The sequence below is a fragment of the Caballeronia sp. INML2 genome, from assembly GCF_023631365.1.
Classification (GTDB): domain Bacteria; phylum Pseudomonadota; class Gammaproteobacteria; order Burkholderiales; family Burkholderiaceae; genus Caballeronia; species Caballeronia turbans.
This window is the reverse complement of the sequence record NZ_JALQDH010000106.1, coordinates 15,566-30,183: the sequence shown is the minus strand read 5'-3', so window position 1 is coordinate 30,183 and position 14,618 is coordinate 15,566. Positions and strand designations below refer to the sequence as shown.

Genomic DNA, 14,618 nt, shown 5'->3' with positions numbered 1-14,618 from the left:
TTAGGCTCTCGCAGCCATACCTTCAAAAGCCCTCGGTTCCCGCCGAGGGCTTTTGTTTTGATGTCGCTGAAACTACATTGTTAAGTCTCCAGTCAATTAGAGTCTCATACCTTTAAAAATCAGTGAGTTAGCCTTTTTCAACGTGCAGATCGCTCGTTGCGGCGCTTGCAAGACCTTCCAGCGTTCGTTTGATGGCCTCTTGAACCGACTGGGCAACTTCCTCGGACTGGAACTCAATCCGCATAACGTTCTTTGCGCGACGAACGTCACACCAGGTGCTTTTGCCCGCCTTCACCTTGAACGTCGTAGCTAACGGCTTCGCAACCTTTGTTCTGTCCCCATCTTTTGCAAAGCGTACTGCTTGCGCTTGGTCCAGCTTTCCAACGGAAACTTGAAGAATGGCTTCCACTACACGCTCGCTCTTTCCAAGTTCGGAGAGACTGGCAAGTTCAGCCGCCGCGGTGGCACCTACGATGCCCACGTTCGCTTCAAGAACTGCACGCGCTGCATTGGGTAGGCGATCGTATGAAAGCAAGAGGCTCACGTACGATTGACTGATCCCAATTCGGCCGGCGATCTCCGCCTGTTTCAAGTTAGCGTGCTTCTGTTGAAACCGCTTTAGCCCGACATACTTCTCATAGTCGGTAAGATCCGATTGCATTAGATTCGCAAAGAACGCACCTTCGTCAGCTTCCTCTGTGGTCGCGTCGACAACTACACATCGGACAGACTCGCGACCCAGTTCTCGTAACGCGTCTGTCCGGTGATGACCTGACAGAATTTCAAACCCACCCTCTGACCGCGGAAGAACCACAATTGGATGAATGAGCTTGTTGTGCCGCAAGTTTTCCCGAAGCTCGGCATATTTCTCCGGCGGCATATGTCGTCGCCTTCCTGGCACCTCGTGCAAGTCGAGTAGACGAATGTCGATCGCCGCCCCAGATTGTTGAGCATCGGCAAGCTCTTTTCTTAGACGCGCAATTTCGTCGCTGGAGGCACCCGTAGCACCTGCTTCCAACTCTTCTATTCGCGTGCGTAGCACCTCAAGCTCCCTCTCTTTCTCGGCTAGGAGAGGAAGAGAAGCCATCAACTGTCCAGGGGCAGTCTTCGGTCTGCTCGGAATTTCTGGCTCAGGCCGCGGTGAGCGGGGATTGGAGCCAATTCCCGCTGCCTTCGCTGCAAGCCGATCCTTGATACTCATTTGGCCTCCGATTCAGCAAGCCAGAGCGTGACAATCTGTTGGTCCACGATTTCAGCAAGACGGTCATATGCCTCCCTAGCTCGCTGGTACGTTTTTAGACTCCCTTGGTACTTTGAGATGTCGTAGACCGTGCCAAATTCCGCTGCCGCTGATTGAGTTACCGCAGTCGTAGGTATCTCGACAGGAAGTACCAGACTTTCGTAAGTTTTGTTGATCCAATCTCGAACAATTGGTGTTGCTGCTTGGCTTTGGTCTACTTTTGCAAGTAGCACATTGATGAAGTCGAAGCTCTTGTCGAGTTGCGGCGCTACTTCCTGCATGCTCTGCGACAAATCCGAGAACAGACTCCAAAACTGCGTTGATGATGCGTAGTCGAGTGCGCTGGGGGGCGTCGGCACAATCAGGCCGTCGGCAGCCATGAAAGCATTGATAGTTAGATAGGAGAGGGCAGGGGGCGTATCGATGATGACAACGTCGTACTTGTCAAGAAGCGACTTCAGACCACTATTCAAAACATTCCAGAATTGGAAGTTCTTTTCCTTCGACTGTTTGAACGGCAGGAAGAATTCCGCTCCAAACAACGCAGCACTCGCCGGGATCAAGTCGATACCATCCCAGTACGTTGACTGCACCGCGTACTCAAGACTGTCTGTCTCGCCGTAAATCAAAGGAAGAACGGTATGCTCATCTGCAACCTCGCTGTCCGCTAGTATTCCGTGCAGGGCAGAAAGCGACGCTTGTGGGTCAAGGTCAACGAGAAGTACTCGCCGGCCGAAAAGCGTCAGGCCTTGAGCCAACGTCATTGCGGTGGTCGTTTTACTAACGCCGCCCTTGAAATTTCCAATGGCGATGGTTTTCGCTTTCACGCCGACGGGACGTTTGGCAAAAGGGGCAATTCGGTTGATCCAAACTCTTGTTTCCTCAAGTGTAAACTCGCGACTGCGGCTATGGCGCAGAGTGCCTTGAGGAAGATCTGTCTCGGTACGAGCCAGATAATGCATACGCTGTCGATCGACGCGGCAAAGGTCACCAACTTGAGCAGTAGTAAACACCGGCGGATTTTTCCGAGGATGCGGAGCGAGCATGCTCTCCCGAACATCAACCAGCATGTCGCTGGCGCTCTGAGCAATGTCCTTGATCCCGGCCAGCGGAATCCGCCTAGGCGCGTGCTTGACTTGAAGTTGCATCGTCGGCGAGGTCTTATCAGGGCGTGCCCGAGCGGCCGTGGTCATCTACTGCTCCCATTGTGGTATTCAACACTCGGATGAGAAAAAAACGATAGGTGTTGAATTTCCGACAGCATAGTGGGAAACGAGCGGCGTCGCAAGTTTACATTTACTGGAGAAGCTCGCTGGAGCGGGAGTGTGCGACAGTTATTCGAAAGAACTTTAAGTCTTTCGCGTACGCAGGGCGATCGCGATTGCGCGCTCCGCGTGAAGAGTGACCGGCGCACCACGCGGGCAACGCCGTGAGTACGTCGACGCTCCAAAAAGGAGCGAACAGCGATTTGCGCTGCCGACGACTTGCGCACGGCGAATCCATCCGACTTAACACCCTGCGCCTCGTGGCCCGGTTCGGGAGCGTCGCCGCCTCAGAAGGCCGGTTCTCTCCGCCCGGCACGCAAGCATCTGACACGTTCGTTGGTCGTGCCATTCCGTCGCCCAAGATAACTTTCGTGCAGAATTATGACGAAATGCCTGACTAAAAAATGCGTGAAATGAAGCGTAAAATTGACGCCTTTCGGCCCTTTGCGCGCACCGGTTACATCAGATAATCGTCGCACTAACGGGACAGGAAAGAATGACTGCACTAGCTGGAACTCCCATATCTCGCGACCCGCTTGCCTTGGCCGAACTCTATCAGGCGGGCCTTGGCACTTCGTGGAATACGCGCCGGCAAGCGGTTGCTGCCTTCGCGCGATTTACGCCAAAAGTGGCCGCTGGAGCATTGAGCCGTGCCATCACTGTTTCGAAACTGCCGACGCCGATATTGGCGCTGTTTGAAACGGCGGGCGTGTGGCCCGAGACGGCTCGCCACTTGATCCGACTTTCACGGAAGCACGGGCCCGACGTGCTTTGTCAGCGTGCAATGGCGATTGACCCTCTCGGGTTGTCGTGGTCCGAAATCGTCGATCGTCTCGACGACAGACAAGTGCGCCGACCCCAAAGAATCGTCTCCCCGATCTCGCCTTTGGCACTTGCTACTGAGTACAAGCGAGGAATTGAGGAGGGGCGATGGACGTCGATGGTAGCTGCTGTGGCCGCGTGCCCAACGTGGGAGCGGACCCGTCTTTCAAAGGCGATCGCGATCTCGAAGCTGCCTTCTGAGGTGCTGCAACTTTTCGAATTGAAGCGCATCACGTACGGCCTCGGTGCTACGCTCGTCAAGATTCGCAAGGCAATCGGCGAACGGGAGATGGCTGCACGGGCAAACAAAATGTTGAGCGCACCTCGGCGAAGGACAATTGATGAGATCGTAGCGAATCTGCTTCAGGTACGGCCCGAACAGGGAGTGGAACTGGCGGTACGCCGAGACCACGGTGCAATGGTCCTGGAATTCAAGGTCAAGCTCGACGAGGCCGAAGAGCTACTGGCGGGTGCCAGCGAGATCGCAGCGCTCGTTCAGGTGGCGGTCATGAACGTTCGGTTCAAACGCAACGTCGGAACCGTTTCCGTTCGAAGGCAACGATAGCCGGCATGACTCGAAAAACCGACATGCTGTAAATTTCGCCTCTTAACAAGGCGGCCGGGTTCCCGAAAAGAGATATGTGAGCGGGTAAAGTCGCAAGATACCGCGTGTGCAACACAGTACAGCACGTGCAACTGCAGCTTCGAAGATCGTGCTTACGCAGAGTAACCAAGGCAACTTCGGTTGACTTGCAAAACTAAACGTCCGCTGGTTCGTTGCAAGCATCGCCTCGCGCAGCAAGGACCGAACAAGCATCGTTTGCTGCAGGAGGTGAGTCGCAGATCGGCGGATTCATCGCACCCCCACTCGCCCGCTTCGACTGCCAAGGCAATTCTTCGACGTCCACCCTGCGTAAACCCTGTTCTTCGACGTCAAACTCGACCTTCAGGCAGGTGTCAGGCTTTCTTCAGCCTTTCGGGGGCATAGGCCAACGCTGCACATATTCCCCTCGCCGTTCTTCTTCGCCCGCGCGACGACCACTAACTCGATGGCCGCCGACGTCAATCTGAGCTACCTCTTCTGTGGGGTTTTTTGCATCAATCAGTACGGCGCGCACTCCGTTTCCGCATTTTTGCGCGTAGCCACTTCTTCGCGCCGATTTTTTCACGGCGGTGAATCGCCGACCCTTTGGCGTTTTCAATGCGGAACGACAATCGCATCTGAATGCGGATCAATCGTGCGACCGTGTATCGAGAAGGGCGCAGGCATCATTGTTCGCAACGCACAGGCCTCGATGACCTCCATCAGCAGGATCGGTTCACGCAGTTTGGATAGTCAGCTTTCGGTCTCCCGCGCGCAGAGAGGCCGGAAGCAACCAAAACAGGCGGACCGCCGTGAAGCCGATGCGCACCGCTGCGATACGTAAACAGCGAACCCAAATAATCTTTCAAAGAGACAACAGGGCGATTCAGGACACGTGAAAATTGAAAAGCCTGTCTCATTGCCGGCCGACTTTCGCTGGCTAGTAGAGGGACGGCTGCTAACTCCGTTTGGAGTCTGCGCGTTGATGAAGCGGGCGCGGGAGCGCGGACACTTGCTCTCAGACGTCGTAAAACACGCCCAAAAACAGCTGCAATCACTTAAGGTGTCGAATGCGTTCGCCTACCTACAAGCGCTGTTGCATCGGCCGATTGATTATTCGTTCCTTGCCATTCGGATGAACGCTGATGAGGAGGCGGCCGCCCACAAGAGGAATGAGCGAGCAAAAGAGGAACTGGAGACGGAACGGGTGCGGGCCTTGGCAGGGAAGTCCTTTGCCGGGGCTAATGGAGACGTCTGGTCCGTCGAGGAGTACGGCGTGGTGAGGATCGACGCCGCTGGGCGTAGGAGTTCTAGCCTGTTTTGCCAAATGCGCGAGGTAATTTCGGCAATACTCGAGCACCGGATGCCTGCCGTCGCGCCGGCCGCACGCCGTGACGCTGACCAAAACGGTGGTGTTTTGCCTCAACCGCCTTGGACACATGCCCGGGCACGGCAGGTTCTGGCTCGCTAAGACAAGGCCTCAAACGGGTCCGTGGACGAAGAGTGACGCTCTCCGGAGAGCGTCCCACTGCGGGTGGACATTTCGTTAATGCCCTGATTCTAAAGCAAAAAAGTCTTGTTACAAAATGATCCGGATATTCACACCCCCCTTAGTCGGCTAACTTTTCGTATTATGAAATGTTGCGTCCAGTGCGATTTGCACGCTGGTCGCTCACGCTCTTGAGGTCAAGTGTGCGCCAGACAATGGAAATGGCGTGCGAAATTGGCCTCCTTTCGGAAAAACGGAGGACGCTCGTGCTGTTTCAATGGTGACCATTAATAAAGGGTTGCCATGCGTCTTTTTAAAAACAAGCGTCGGGCCGCGCTGTCTACGGCTCCTGGCATGTACGCGGAGGAAGATCCGAGCCAAGTCATCTTCGAGACAAGCACGAAGCTTAAGCTCGAAGCTAACCGCTGGATGCTGATCTCGTTCGGCCTTGCCGTGATTGCCGTCGGCGCGGTATGGACACGGCAACCTCCGCCTTCGGTTACTCGCGTTGTGGGCGTCTCGGCCGATACCGGCGGTCACCCGATCGTGACCGAGCTTGTCGCCTACAAGCCCGACTCGCAAGCTGTGCGCACGACCGTCAAAGAGATGGCCGTTCGCTGGTTCACGATCGAGCCGGTGCTGTCGGACCGTCTCGAGACTTCGCGCATGACCGCCAACATCAACTCGGTCAAGGCGCAAATGATCGGCGCAGCAGCCGGTCAATTCCGCGACTGGTTGAAAGCCGACACACCGTTCCAGCAGATCACGGCAAACCCGAAACTGATTCGCGAAGTCGACGTGCGCAACATCGCCTTGCTTGAAGACTCGACGGTACTTGTCGAATTCACGACTACGACGTCGCAAGCGGGCGCCACGGGTAAGCCGGACGTGAAGTCATACGCGCTCACGCTGCGATATCAGATCGTCGCGCCCACCGCTGAGCAGGCGTTGACGACGAACCCCTTCGGCATCTTCATTCCGTTCTTCCGCCTTGAGCGGACCGCATAAGCATGACCGCAACCATTCTCAACAAACGGCCGGTCATCGGCATGTGCGTTCTCGCTGCGTGCGCAGCGTTCCATACCCAACCGGCTGCGGCCAAGAAAGCCACGAACGACTCGGCGTTCAATGCCGCGATGGTCGCAGGCGACCCGATGAGCCCGATCAATCCGTTCAACGGCGGCGCTGATCCTTTGACGATGCCGGGCGATGCGCGCATCGGCGTCTTCCCGTACAGCCGCGACCAGATCTACCGCGTGCTGACCGCACCGCTCAAGCTGACGACGATCGAACTGGAGAAGGGCGAGAAGCTGATTGCTGACCCCGCGATGGGCGACAGCGTCCAGTGGGAGATCGACGACGACAAGATGAACCACGTGTTCATCAAGCCGCACAAGGCCGATCTAGTCAACACGCTGCATCTGACGACGAATTTGCGCGAGTACGACTTCACGCTTATCGCGTCGCCGGCGGGCGGGATGTTCTATCAGACCGTGCGCTTCCAATACCCGCGCGCGCCAATGGCCCGCGTCAGCGCACGCGATGACGCGACGGCGACTGGCGGCCGCGGTGGTGCGGAGTCAGGAAGCATCGGCGTTGCGCCGGACAAGCTGAACTGGGACTACAGCGTCGATGGCCGCGCCGAGTTCACGCCGGAGACTGTCTTCGACGACGGCCACGCCGTCTGGATGCGCATGCCTGCCAAAGCGCAGGAGTGGCCGGTTCCGTTCATTCTCGACCACGGCGATCACGTCGTCGCGAACTTCATCCGCCGCGGAGACTTCCTCGTCCTGCAGCGTCTGGCCGACGAGATCGTCCTGCGTTCCGGCAAGGATGAGGTCACGGTGACGCGCGGCCGCCGCCTGTTCGGGGTGTTTTGATCGTGGCGAAGAAACCGGACTCGGCTACGCCCAGCGCGGAGCAAGAAGCACTCGTCAAAGGCAAGACGCCCCGTAATGCGATCATGAGCATCGGCATTCTGGCTGCTGTCGTCATCGGTGGCCTCGGCTTTTACTATCAGCTACAGGCGACGAACAAGGCCGATGAAGACGCCCGCATTAAGAAGGCGACCGCGCTGAAGTCGAGTACGGAAGCGCCGACTGCCGCGAACCACAACGACATCGACCAGATGATCCGTCAGCAGCGCGACGCAGCGGCGTCGGAGGCTGCTGCGCGTGCAGCGTCTGAAGCAGCGGCTCCGAAGCCCGCCGTCAAGCCGATGCTAACCGGCGCGGACTTCCAGGAGGAAGTCAAAGGCTCGAGCACGGACACGCGCGAGCTTTCCCGGCAAGCGGCGCAAGACGCGATCTATACGTCCTCGATTTTCAAGCAGGCAGGCGCGTCGCGTTCGGCGAACTCGGCGACCGGCGTACTGCCCGCTGGCGTCCCTTCGTTGGACGAGGTACGAGCTGCCCGTAACGCTGCGGGAGCCAACACCCCCGATGCGATGGCGATTGCCTTGGCGAAGCAGGGCCAAGCACCGGAAGATCGCGACCGCGCCTTCCTGCGCGATGCGGGTTCGCGCGGCGGCATCGAACGGACAACCTTCAATGGCCGGTCGACGGGTTGCACGTTGACGCCGCCGCACGTCATCCACGTCAAGACGGTGGAGGGGCTGAACTCGGACAAGCCGGGTCGCGTGGCGTTGATGGTCGATGAGGATGTGTACGACAGCTTGGGCGGCGACTGCTTGATGATCCCGAAGGGCGCGTTCATCAATGGCATGTACAGCGCGGACGTCAAAGTTGGCCAAGAGCGCTTGCTGGTCGCTTCGACGAGTCTGCGTCTGCCCAACGGCAAGAGCGTGCCGCTCAACGGCATGCAGGGTGCGGACCAGAACGGCTACGCCGGGTTTTCGGGCGACGTGAACAACCACTTCCTGAAAATCTTCGGCGCGGGCTTCATTACTGCGATTTTGCTGAAGGCCTTCGACAGCAGTTCGCAGACGGCGACGACCGCGACGCCGAACGGCGTCACTACGTATGGCGACACGGCAGGGCAGGTCGCGGCAGCGACGGCCCAGACCGTCATGCAGCGCAACCAGAATATCCCGCCGACGATCACGGTGGAACCCGGCCAGAAGTTTCTGGTGCAGGTCACCCAAGACATCGTGATGGAGCCGTACCATGAGTAAGGCTCTCGCGGCGGCATGCCTGTCTGTCATGGCGTTCGGCGCCCATGCTGCAATCATCGATTCGATCATCAGCCCGACGCGGATTGTGCTCGACGACGGCGTAAAGCGCGCAATCGTCGAACTGCCGGGCGAGCCGGTCTACACCTGCGGGCTGAAGCCGTTCCTCGCATGGGCTAACCGTTTCGAAGGCCAAACAGTCGAAGCTGCTGCTGGCGGCGTCGCCGTGAGCATCGATGGGTCGCCGGTCAGCCTCGAAAGCCTTTTCGTGAAAGCCGGGTGGCTGCGCCCCGCGAAGCTTACCGATGACGCACAAGGGAGCATCGCAGAGCGGCGAGGTGGCTGGGCCTGCGCGTCCGCGCAAGCGCCATTCGACGTCATGCATGCGTCAGTCGATCCGAAGATTCTCGCGGGTATCGCGCTGAATGAGTCGGCCTACAACGGTCGCGCATGGCCGTGGACACTGAACGTCGCCGGCCGGGGCTTTTTCTTCCGCACGCGCGAGGACGCGTACCGAGCCATTCGATACCTCATCGGCAACGGCCGTTCGGACTTCGACATTGGCCTGATGCAAGTGAACTGGGGATACCACAGTAAGCGCTTCACGAGTGCTTGGGATGCGCTCGCACCGGCGACAAACATCCGCGTCGCCGAAGACATCCTCAACGAGAACTACCGCCTCACGCACTCCGCGGTGAAGGCCGTCGCGTATTACCACAGCGCCAATCCCGCCCCGGGCCGCGAATACCTCGCGCGCTTCGTGAAGCACCTTTCCCAAATCGAACGCGGTCTATGAAGCACACGCTCTCTCTTCTTACTATCGCGCTCGCCGCAGTCACGCTCAATGCAGCGGCCGCTGGCACGGACCCGCTCGACTTTGACTATGAGATCGCGGGCAACGTGCTTGAGCGGCCGGCGCTCGTCTTCAACGATGGCAGCGACACCTACTTCCAGCCGCGTGCCGGGCAGTCCCTGCGCGTCGACGGTGGACATAGCCAAGGACCGTACATCGTTGTGCCGGGCACGCCCGAGGTGATCCGCTACTCGGCGGGCGGCTCGAGCGCCACTGCTTATTGGAAAAAGGCAAATCGCTTCATTGGCGACAAGGCGCGCAGCGACACGCCTTCAGGTTTTTCCGGATTCTCGGGCCGCCTTGCGCTGATCGGACCGCGCAGCAGCCTCGAAAGCACCCGGCCTTTGAACGCCACGCTGCCGCTCGCGCAACTGGTCAAAGCGCTGGTGCCGCAAGGTTGGACCGGATCGGCACAGAAAGACATCGATCTGACGACCTCGACGAGCTTCGGAACGCGTGATGGCGAAAACTGGATGCAGTCGCTCGATCGGCTGGTGGCCAATTCTGACCTGTACGCGGACGTCGATTTCAACTCTCACCATGTAACACTTCGCCGCTCGGCTCCGCAGTCGGTGGCCGTCAACTACGTCGCGCCGGTGTCGCAGGTCGCGGCAAGTCCTGTTGCCGCGTCGTCGAGCGTGACTGCCGGTGCGGACCCGATCACAGATATCGCGAAAAAAGCCGACGCGGACGCGCCCGCCGCATCGGGGTCCATCCTGGCAGCGAAGCTCGGCGCGCTGGCGATCCGGGACGGTGACGACAGCCACATTCAAATCAAGTTTTCCGCCAAGCCCGCTACTGAGCTGAAGGTGACCGGACAAGACGGCAAGTCGCTGCGTCCGAAGTGGGATGACGCGACCGACGTGGTGACGTTCAACCGCGCTGAGCGTTTCACGATCTCCAACGGCACCAACAAGGTCGAAGTCGCCCGTGTCGCCGGAACCGTCTATGAGTTCGACACGGCAAACAAGGCCGCTCTGCAAAGCGTGTTTGATGAAAACGGTTCGACGTTCTTCAAGTTCGCTGACACCGTCGGCAAGGTGACGGTCGCCGACGTGGCGCACATGGGCTCGGGCGAGCAGAAGGGCCGCTTTTACAAATTCAACGGCACCGCCGACCAGTTCATCGTCAACGCCGACGGCAACGTCGTCAACGTGCTGCGCAAACATGATGTGCGGTTCTTCGATCGGCCCGCGTCATGAGCCGACTGCTTCGCGTGTCGACGCTGCTCCTTGCAGCCGTCTCGTTCCACGCGCATGCCGATTGTCTTGACGATGCCGCGCGCTATCACCGCGTGAGCGTTCAAGTGGTGCGTGCGATCGCACAGCAAGAGTCCGGAATGCGCCCGTATGTGACGAACCGCAATACCGATGGGAGCGAGGACATAGGCCTGATGCAGATCAACTCGTCATGGTTACCAAAACTGGGCCGCTTCGGCATTACTCGGCAACACCTGTTCGACGCCTGCGTGAACGCCTACGTCGGGACATGGATCCTGGCTTCCAACATCAAGCAGTTCGGTCCGACATGGAAAGCGGTCGGTGCCTACAACGCCGTTTCCTCGAACAAGCAGCTCATCTACGCCAACAACATTTACCGCCGCCTGCAACGCGCGAACTGACCAACATGACGCCTACTTTTTCTCTTCAAACGCATCGCACCGCGCGCATGGTGGCCCACTTGTTCGCGTGTCTTGCACTGACGACCGTATCGGGTCTTGCCGCAGCGGAACCTGATCAGTCTCGCCTTGCGCCGCCGCCCGGTGACGGTTGGCAACTGCTGTCCGCGCCGATCGCAAAGGCGCCGGTCGCACAGCTCGCGATGGTGGCGCCTTCTGCGCACGTTGCGGCTGCGGTCCCTGTTGTTCCCGCTGCTCCCGCTTCTCCTGCCGCGCTCAAGGCAGCGATCGGTGGCGCTGCGCCTTCGGCGCTTCCGGGTGCTGCCGCGCCGTCACCTGTTGGCTCGTTGGACGTCGCTCCGGTCGTTGTGCCGTCCCAAGGCGGTGCAACGGCTCCCGGTGGACTTTTGACCTTTTCCATCACGCCGCAGGACATCAACATGCGCAACGCGCTCGATCGCTGGCTGCAGCAGCAGGGCTGGCAGCTCGCTTGGAAGATCGATGACGACCTGCCGCTCGAGTTCAACGCGACGTTCACCGGGGACTTCAAGTCGGTACTCACGCAAGTGATGCAGGCGACCAATCACATGCGCACGCCCACGCGCGTCTGCAAGCACACCAATAACGTTATCCGCGTCGTCGCACGCGCAGCCAACTGCCAAGAGTAACCGCCATGCGTCTCACGAAAATCAAATCTGCCGTTGCCATTCTCGTGGCTGCATCGCTGACCGGCTGCGCTGTCTCGCAATCGGACGTGAACCATGCGTATGACGCGACCAATGCTGAAGCCACGCGCGCGATGGGAAATGGCCCAGAGTCGATGTCGCTCGTTGAGGAAGTGCCGACCGCGTTCCTCGGCGACCGATTGGTGCCGGTCGCCTATGAAGCGACACTTCCCGCGATCTTCCGCGAAAAGTCGGTCGTCTTTCCTGGCAACCTGCCGCTGTCCAAGATCGCCACGCTCGTTTCGACGGCTACCGGTTATCCGGTGCATCTGAGCCCGGATGTGTTCATTCCGCGCGACGCGCTGATTCCGAAGACCAACGGCGGGAACGGGCAGAGCGCCCCGATGCAGCCGCAAGTGATGGCAAAGTCCAACGTTGAGCCGGTGTACGCGCAGGCGTGTAACTGCAAGGTAGGCGCATATCTGCGTGGCGTGACGGAAAACCTTGGCCTCGACTGGACGTTCGATGGCAGCACTATTTCCATCAGCCGGTTCGTCACCAAGACGTTCACGATCGCGGCGATCCCGGGCAAGGTGTCCATCAAGTCCACCATGTCGAAAGGGACGGATACGTCGACCGGCAACCAGGCATCCGGTGGCACCACGGGCGGCACGTCGGGCAATACCGGGTCTTTCTCGTCGATCACGTCGACCGGACGCGACGGCACGTTTGACCAGATTGCGATCATCCAGTCGGAGCTGGAAAAGCTGAAATCGCCGCTCGGCGAAGTCGTGGTCAATCCACAAAGCCGCCTGGTGATGGTTCACGACACCAAGGAAGCCGTCGATCGCATGGGCGCGTTGCTCGCGCGCGAGAACGCGATCTCGACCCGTCAAGTCGCTCTGCGAGTCCGTACCCTGCAGGTCGATCTGAGCAATTCGTCGCAAGCCGGCGTGAGCGCCGACATCGTCTTCAACCGCATCTCGGACGGCCTGAAGCGCTACTCAATCTCGGTTGCTTCGCCCGCGTCGTTGGCAACTGCAATTGGCGGCACCGTGGGCTTGTCCGTCTTGAAGCCGGGTTCGCCCATGGAAGGCACCAACGCAGTCATCAGCGGCCTCAACGTCTTCGGCAAAACGGTTCAGGACAACACCCAAACGAAGATGACGCTCAATGGCTTGCCGGTTTCGATCGGATCCTTCGAGACAAAGGGCTACCTCGCTGCAACAACGCCTAGCCTCGGTTCCATCTCGGGCGGTACTGCTGGCGTGCCGGGTCTGCAACCTGGGTCGGTGACGGTCGGTGACTTCGTGAACATCCTGCCGTCGGTCAATGACCACAACCAGATCATCCTGTCGTACTGGAGCGATAGCTCGAAGCTGAATGGTCCGTTCACAACCATCAGCACCGGTTCGGGCGACACGCTGCAGCAGATCCAGTTGCCCGACATCATCGGCAACAAGGACGACCAGACCATTGCACTGTCGGATGGACAGACGGTTGTGCTGTACGGCGCAGTGGGCAATCGCTATGACGGCAGCAGCAACAACGGCATCGGTGGTCTTTCGGGCGCGTGGAATAAGGGTCGTACGTTCCAAGTGATCATGCTGACGGCAACCGTCGTCCCGTCGATGTGAGCGCGGGGTAAAAATGCCTTTGCACTTCGAATCCATACCGGGAGAAAAAGGCGCCAAGCTCGTCTTCGGGCTGGACTGGCGCGCCTACTCCGCTAAGGGTGCCCGCGCCGAACGCCGACACTACGTCGAGGAGTCCGGTGCGACGCACTACACCGAATACAAGGCGAATGACGAGACCATCGTCGGGTTCTGCGAACTGGAGCCTTCGCAGCGCAAGGGCGGCAAGCTGTACTCCGCCGCTGCTCGTATTGCGTCGCTGGAGCGCGTCCGACGGCGCCCGGCGGTACTCGTTCTCATCCAGAACGATGAGCGCGTGCATTTGGTGCTCGTGCAGCGCGGCGCTGTCTCGCTCGATCAGGAGGTAGCACTTAATGCGCTTGCCGACAAGCGAGACGAGATCGAGGATGGGTGCGCAAAAGCCGGGCTTGAACTGGCGACCCTGGGTTACGGCGCGCAACTGCACGCGGTCGAAGAATCGTTCGACCTTCGCGAGCTGCTCGTTGCGCCCAAGGTCGGGCTAATCAAGAAGGTCCCGGTGGCGGTGCCCACGACGGTGCCGTTGCTCGTCATCCTCGCTGCCGTGTTCTTCGGCGGCAAGCAGTTGATTGAGATGCTCAACCCGCCGCCTCCGCCGCCGGCACCCCCGCCGACGTTCATGCAGGAATACCAGTCGGCTGTCATGCGCACGCTGGCCGCGCCTGCTCCACTTGCCAATCAGCTTGCACCAAAGCTGCTCGCTAGCTTTGGCGCGCAAGAAACCAACGTTGCGGGATGGCAGTTTCAGAAAGCGTCCTGCACGATCTCGGGCCCCTGCATCGCAACCTACAAGCGGCAGGGCGGCACGTTCAAGGAATTCGACGCACGCGTGCCGGAGTCGTTGCGACCGGTCGTCTTTAACCCGGACGGTTGGCATCTGACCGCGCGGGGTCCTGAAGTAACCGTCGCTGAACGGGTCGCGCTCGCCCAACAAGCGACGTGGCCGACTCAGCAGGCTCTCATCAAGACCTTGCAGACTGATCCGCAGAAGCTTTCCACCAAGCCGGACACGCTCGATAGCCACGGCTACGTCGTTGATATCAAGCCCGCCGAGCGTCTCATTGCGCGACAACCGACGGCTGGCGAAGTGCAGGGGCCGCTCGTGCAGCGCGGCACGTGGCAGATCGACGGATACAAGTGGCAAAGCGCGCTGCTCGCGCGCCTGCCCGACAACATGGCACTGGACACCCTCGACGTTGAGCTGAAAGACGACGGTACCGGGGTGCATTTCACTGCGAAGGGTAAATACTATGTTCTCAACTAAGTGGCCAGCACGGGCC

Annotated in this window: 14 protein-coding genes; 12 read left to right on the top strand and 2 right to left on the bottom strand. The window is 59.3% G+C overall.

Features of this window, described 5'->3' with window-relative positions; all coding sequences use genetic code 11:
• Nucleotides 1–127: 127 nt before the first annotated feature.
• Both NCT32_RS32295 and NCT32_RS32290 read right to left on the bottom strand, forming a co-directional pair.
• Entirely contained in the window at nt 128–1,201 is a 1,074-nt protein-coding gene (locus tag NCT32_RS32295) for a ParB/RepB/Spo0J family partition protein (RefSeq protein WP_045463236.1), read from the bottom strand.
• Nucleotides 1,198–2,433, bottom strand: coding sequence for a ParA family protein (locus NCT32_RS32290; protein ID WP_082800757.1), 1,236 nt, complete (start codon nt 2,431–2,433; stop codon nt 1,198–1,200). The genes NCT32_RS32295 and NCT32_RS32290 overlap by 4 nt, the downstream gene beginning before the upstream one ends.
• Before the next feature lie 613 nt (nt 2,434–3,046).
• Here NCT32_RS32290 and NCT32_RS32285 point away from each other — a divergent pair.
• The 12 genes from NCT32_RS32285 to NCT32_RS32230 all read left to right on the top strand — a co-directional run bounded on the left by NCT32_RS32285 (nt 3,047) and on the right by NCT32_RS32230 (nt 14,602).
• Nucleotides 3,047–3,892: a hypothetical protein gene (locus NCT32_RS32285; protein ID WP_250491250.1), complete on the top strand. Its 846-nt coding sequence runs from the start codon at nt 3,047–3,049 to the stop codon at nt 3,890–3,892.
• A 484-nt stretch (nt 3,893–4,376) separates the two neighbouring features.
• Complete coding sequence (locus NCT32_RS32280; RefSeq protein WP_250491249.1) at nt 4,377–4,754, top strand: hypothetical protein; 378 nt, start codon at nt 4,377–4,379, stop codon at nt 4,752–4,754.
• 168 nt (nt 4,755–4,922) lie between these two features.
• Nucleotides 4,923–5,381, top strand: coding sequence for a hypothetical protein (locus NCT32_RS32275; RefSeq protein ID WP_250491248.1), 459 nt, complete (start codon nt 4,923–4,925; stop codon nt 5,379–5,381).
• 321 nt (nt 5,382–5,702) lie between these two features.
• A complete protein-coding gene (locus NCT32_RS32270) occupies nt 5,703–6,407 on the top strand; it encodes a type IV secretion system protein (protein ID WP_062607219.1) in 705 nt (234 codons plus the stop codon).
• A gap of 2 nt (nt 6,408–6,409) precedes the next feature.
• Complete coding sequence (locus NCT32_RS32265; RefSeq protein ID WP_250491247.1) at nt 6,410–7,279, top strand: TrbG/VirB9 family P-type conjugative transfer protein; 870 nt, start codon at nt 6,410–6,412, stop codon at nt 7,277–7,279.
• Between the two features lie 2 nt (nt 7,280–7,281).
• On the top strand, nt 7,282–8,532 hold the full coding sequence (locus NCT32_RS37525) for a TrbI/VirB10 family protein (protein WP_250491246.1): 1,251 nt from the start codon (nt 7,282–7,284) through the stop codon (nt 8,530–8,532).
• Nucleotides 8,525–9,325: a transglycosylase SLT domain-containing protein gene (locus NCT32_RS32255; RefSeq protein ID WP_250491245.1), complete on the top strand. Its 801-nt coding sequence runs from the start codon at nt 8,525–8,527 to the stop codon at nt 9,323–9,325. Before NCT32_RS37525 ends, NCT32_RS32255 begins: the two co-directional genes overlap by 8 nt.
• Complete coding sequence (locus NCT32_RS32250; RefSeq protein WP_250491244.1) at nt 9,322–10,584, top strand: hypothetical protein; 1,263 nt, start codon at nt 9,322–9,324, stop codon at nt 10,582–10,584. Before NCT32_RS32255 ends, NCT32_RS32250 begins: the two co-directional genes overlap by 4 nt.
• Nucleotides 10,581–11,003: a lytic transglycosylase domain-containing protein gene (locus NCT32_RS32245; RefSeq protein WP_233391842.1), complete on the top strand. Its 423-nt coding sequence runs from the start codon at nt 10,581–10,583 to the stop codon at nt 11,001–11,003. The genes NCT32_RS32250 and NCT32_RS32245 overlap by 4 nt, the downstream gene beginning before the upstream one ends.
• Before the next feature lie 5 nt (nt 11,004–11,008).
• Nucleotides 11,009–11,668, top strand: a complete 660-nt coding sequence (locus tag NCT32_RS32240; RefSeq protein WP_409241557.1) for a toxin co-regulated pilus biosynthesis Q family protein — start codon at nt 11,009–11,011, stop codon at nt 11,666–11,668.
• 5 nt (nt 11,669–11,673) lie between these two features.
• Nucleotides 11,674–13,302 (top strand): type II secretory pathway protein, encoded by a 1,629-nt coding sequence (locus NCT32_RS32235; protein WP_250491243.1) that lies wholly within the window; start codon nt 11,674–11,676, stop codon nt 13,300–13,302.
• Nucleotides 13,303–13,315: 13 nt separating this feature from the next.
• The gene (locus NCT32_RS32230; RefSeq protein WP_250491242.1) at nt 13,316–14,602 is read left to right on the top strand and encodes a hypothetical protein; all 1,287 of its coding nucleotides are present in this window, start codon (nt 13,316–13,318) and stop codon (nt 14,600–14,602) included.
• The last annotated feature ends 16 nt before the right edge of the window (nt 14,603–14,618 follow it).

Coding starts and splice junctions, on each gene's coding strand:
- NCT32_RS32250 (WP_250491244.1), top strand. CDS start 9,322: ATGAAGCACACGCTCTCTCTTCTTACTATCGCGCTCGCCGCAGTCACG.
- NCT32_RS32265 (WP_250491247.1), top strand. CDS start 6,410: ATGACCGCAACCATTCTCAACAAACGGCCGGTCATCGGCATGTGCGTT.
- NCT32_RS32280 (WP_250491249.1), top strand. CDS start 4,377: ATGGCCGCCGACGTCAATCTGAGCTACCTCTTCTGTGGGGTTTTTTGC.
- NCT32_RS32295 (WP_045463236.1), bottom strand. CDS start 1,201: ATGAGTATCAAGGATCGGCTTGCAGCGAAGGCAGCGGGAATTGGCTCC.
- NCT32_RS32240 (WP_409241557.1), top strand. CDS start 11,009: ATGACGCCTACTTTTTCTCTTCAAACGCATCGCACCGCGCGCATGGTG.
- NCT32_RS32255 (WP_250491245.1), top strand. CDS start 8,525: ATGAGTAAGGCTCTCGCGGCGGCATGCCTGTCTGTCATGGCGTTCGGC.
- NCT32_RS32270 (WP_062607219.1), top strand. CDS start 5,703: ATGCGTCTTTTTAAAAACAAGCGTCGGGCCGCGCTGTCTACGGCTCCT.
- NCT32_RS32290 (WP_082800757.1), bottom strand. CDS start 2,433: ATGACCACGGCCGCTCGGGCACGCCCTGATAAGACCTCGCCGACGATG.
- NCT32_RS32245 (WP_233391842.1), top strand. CDS start 10,581: ATGAGCCGACTGCTTCGCGTGTCGACGCTGCTCCTTGCAGCCGTCTCG.
- NCT32_RS32230 (WP_250491242.1), top strand. CDS start 13,316: ATGCCTTTGCACTTCGAATCCATACCGGGAGAAAAAGGCGCCAAGCTC.
- NCT32_RS32235 (WP_250491243.1), top strand. CDS start 11,674: ATGCGTCTCACGAAAATCAAATCTGCCGTTGCCATTCTCGTGGCTGCA.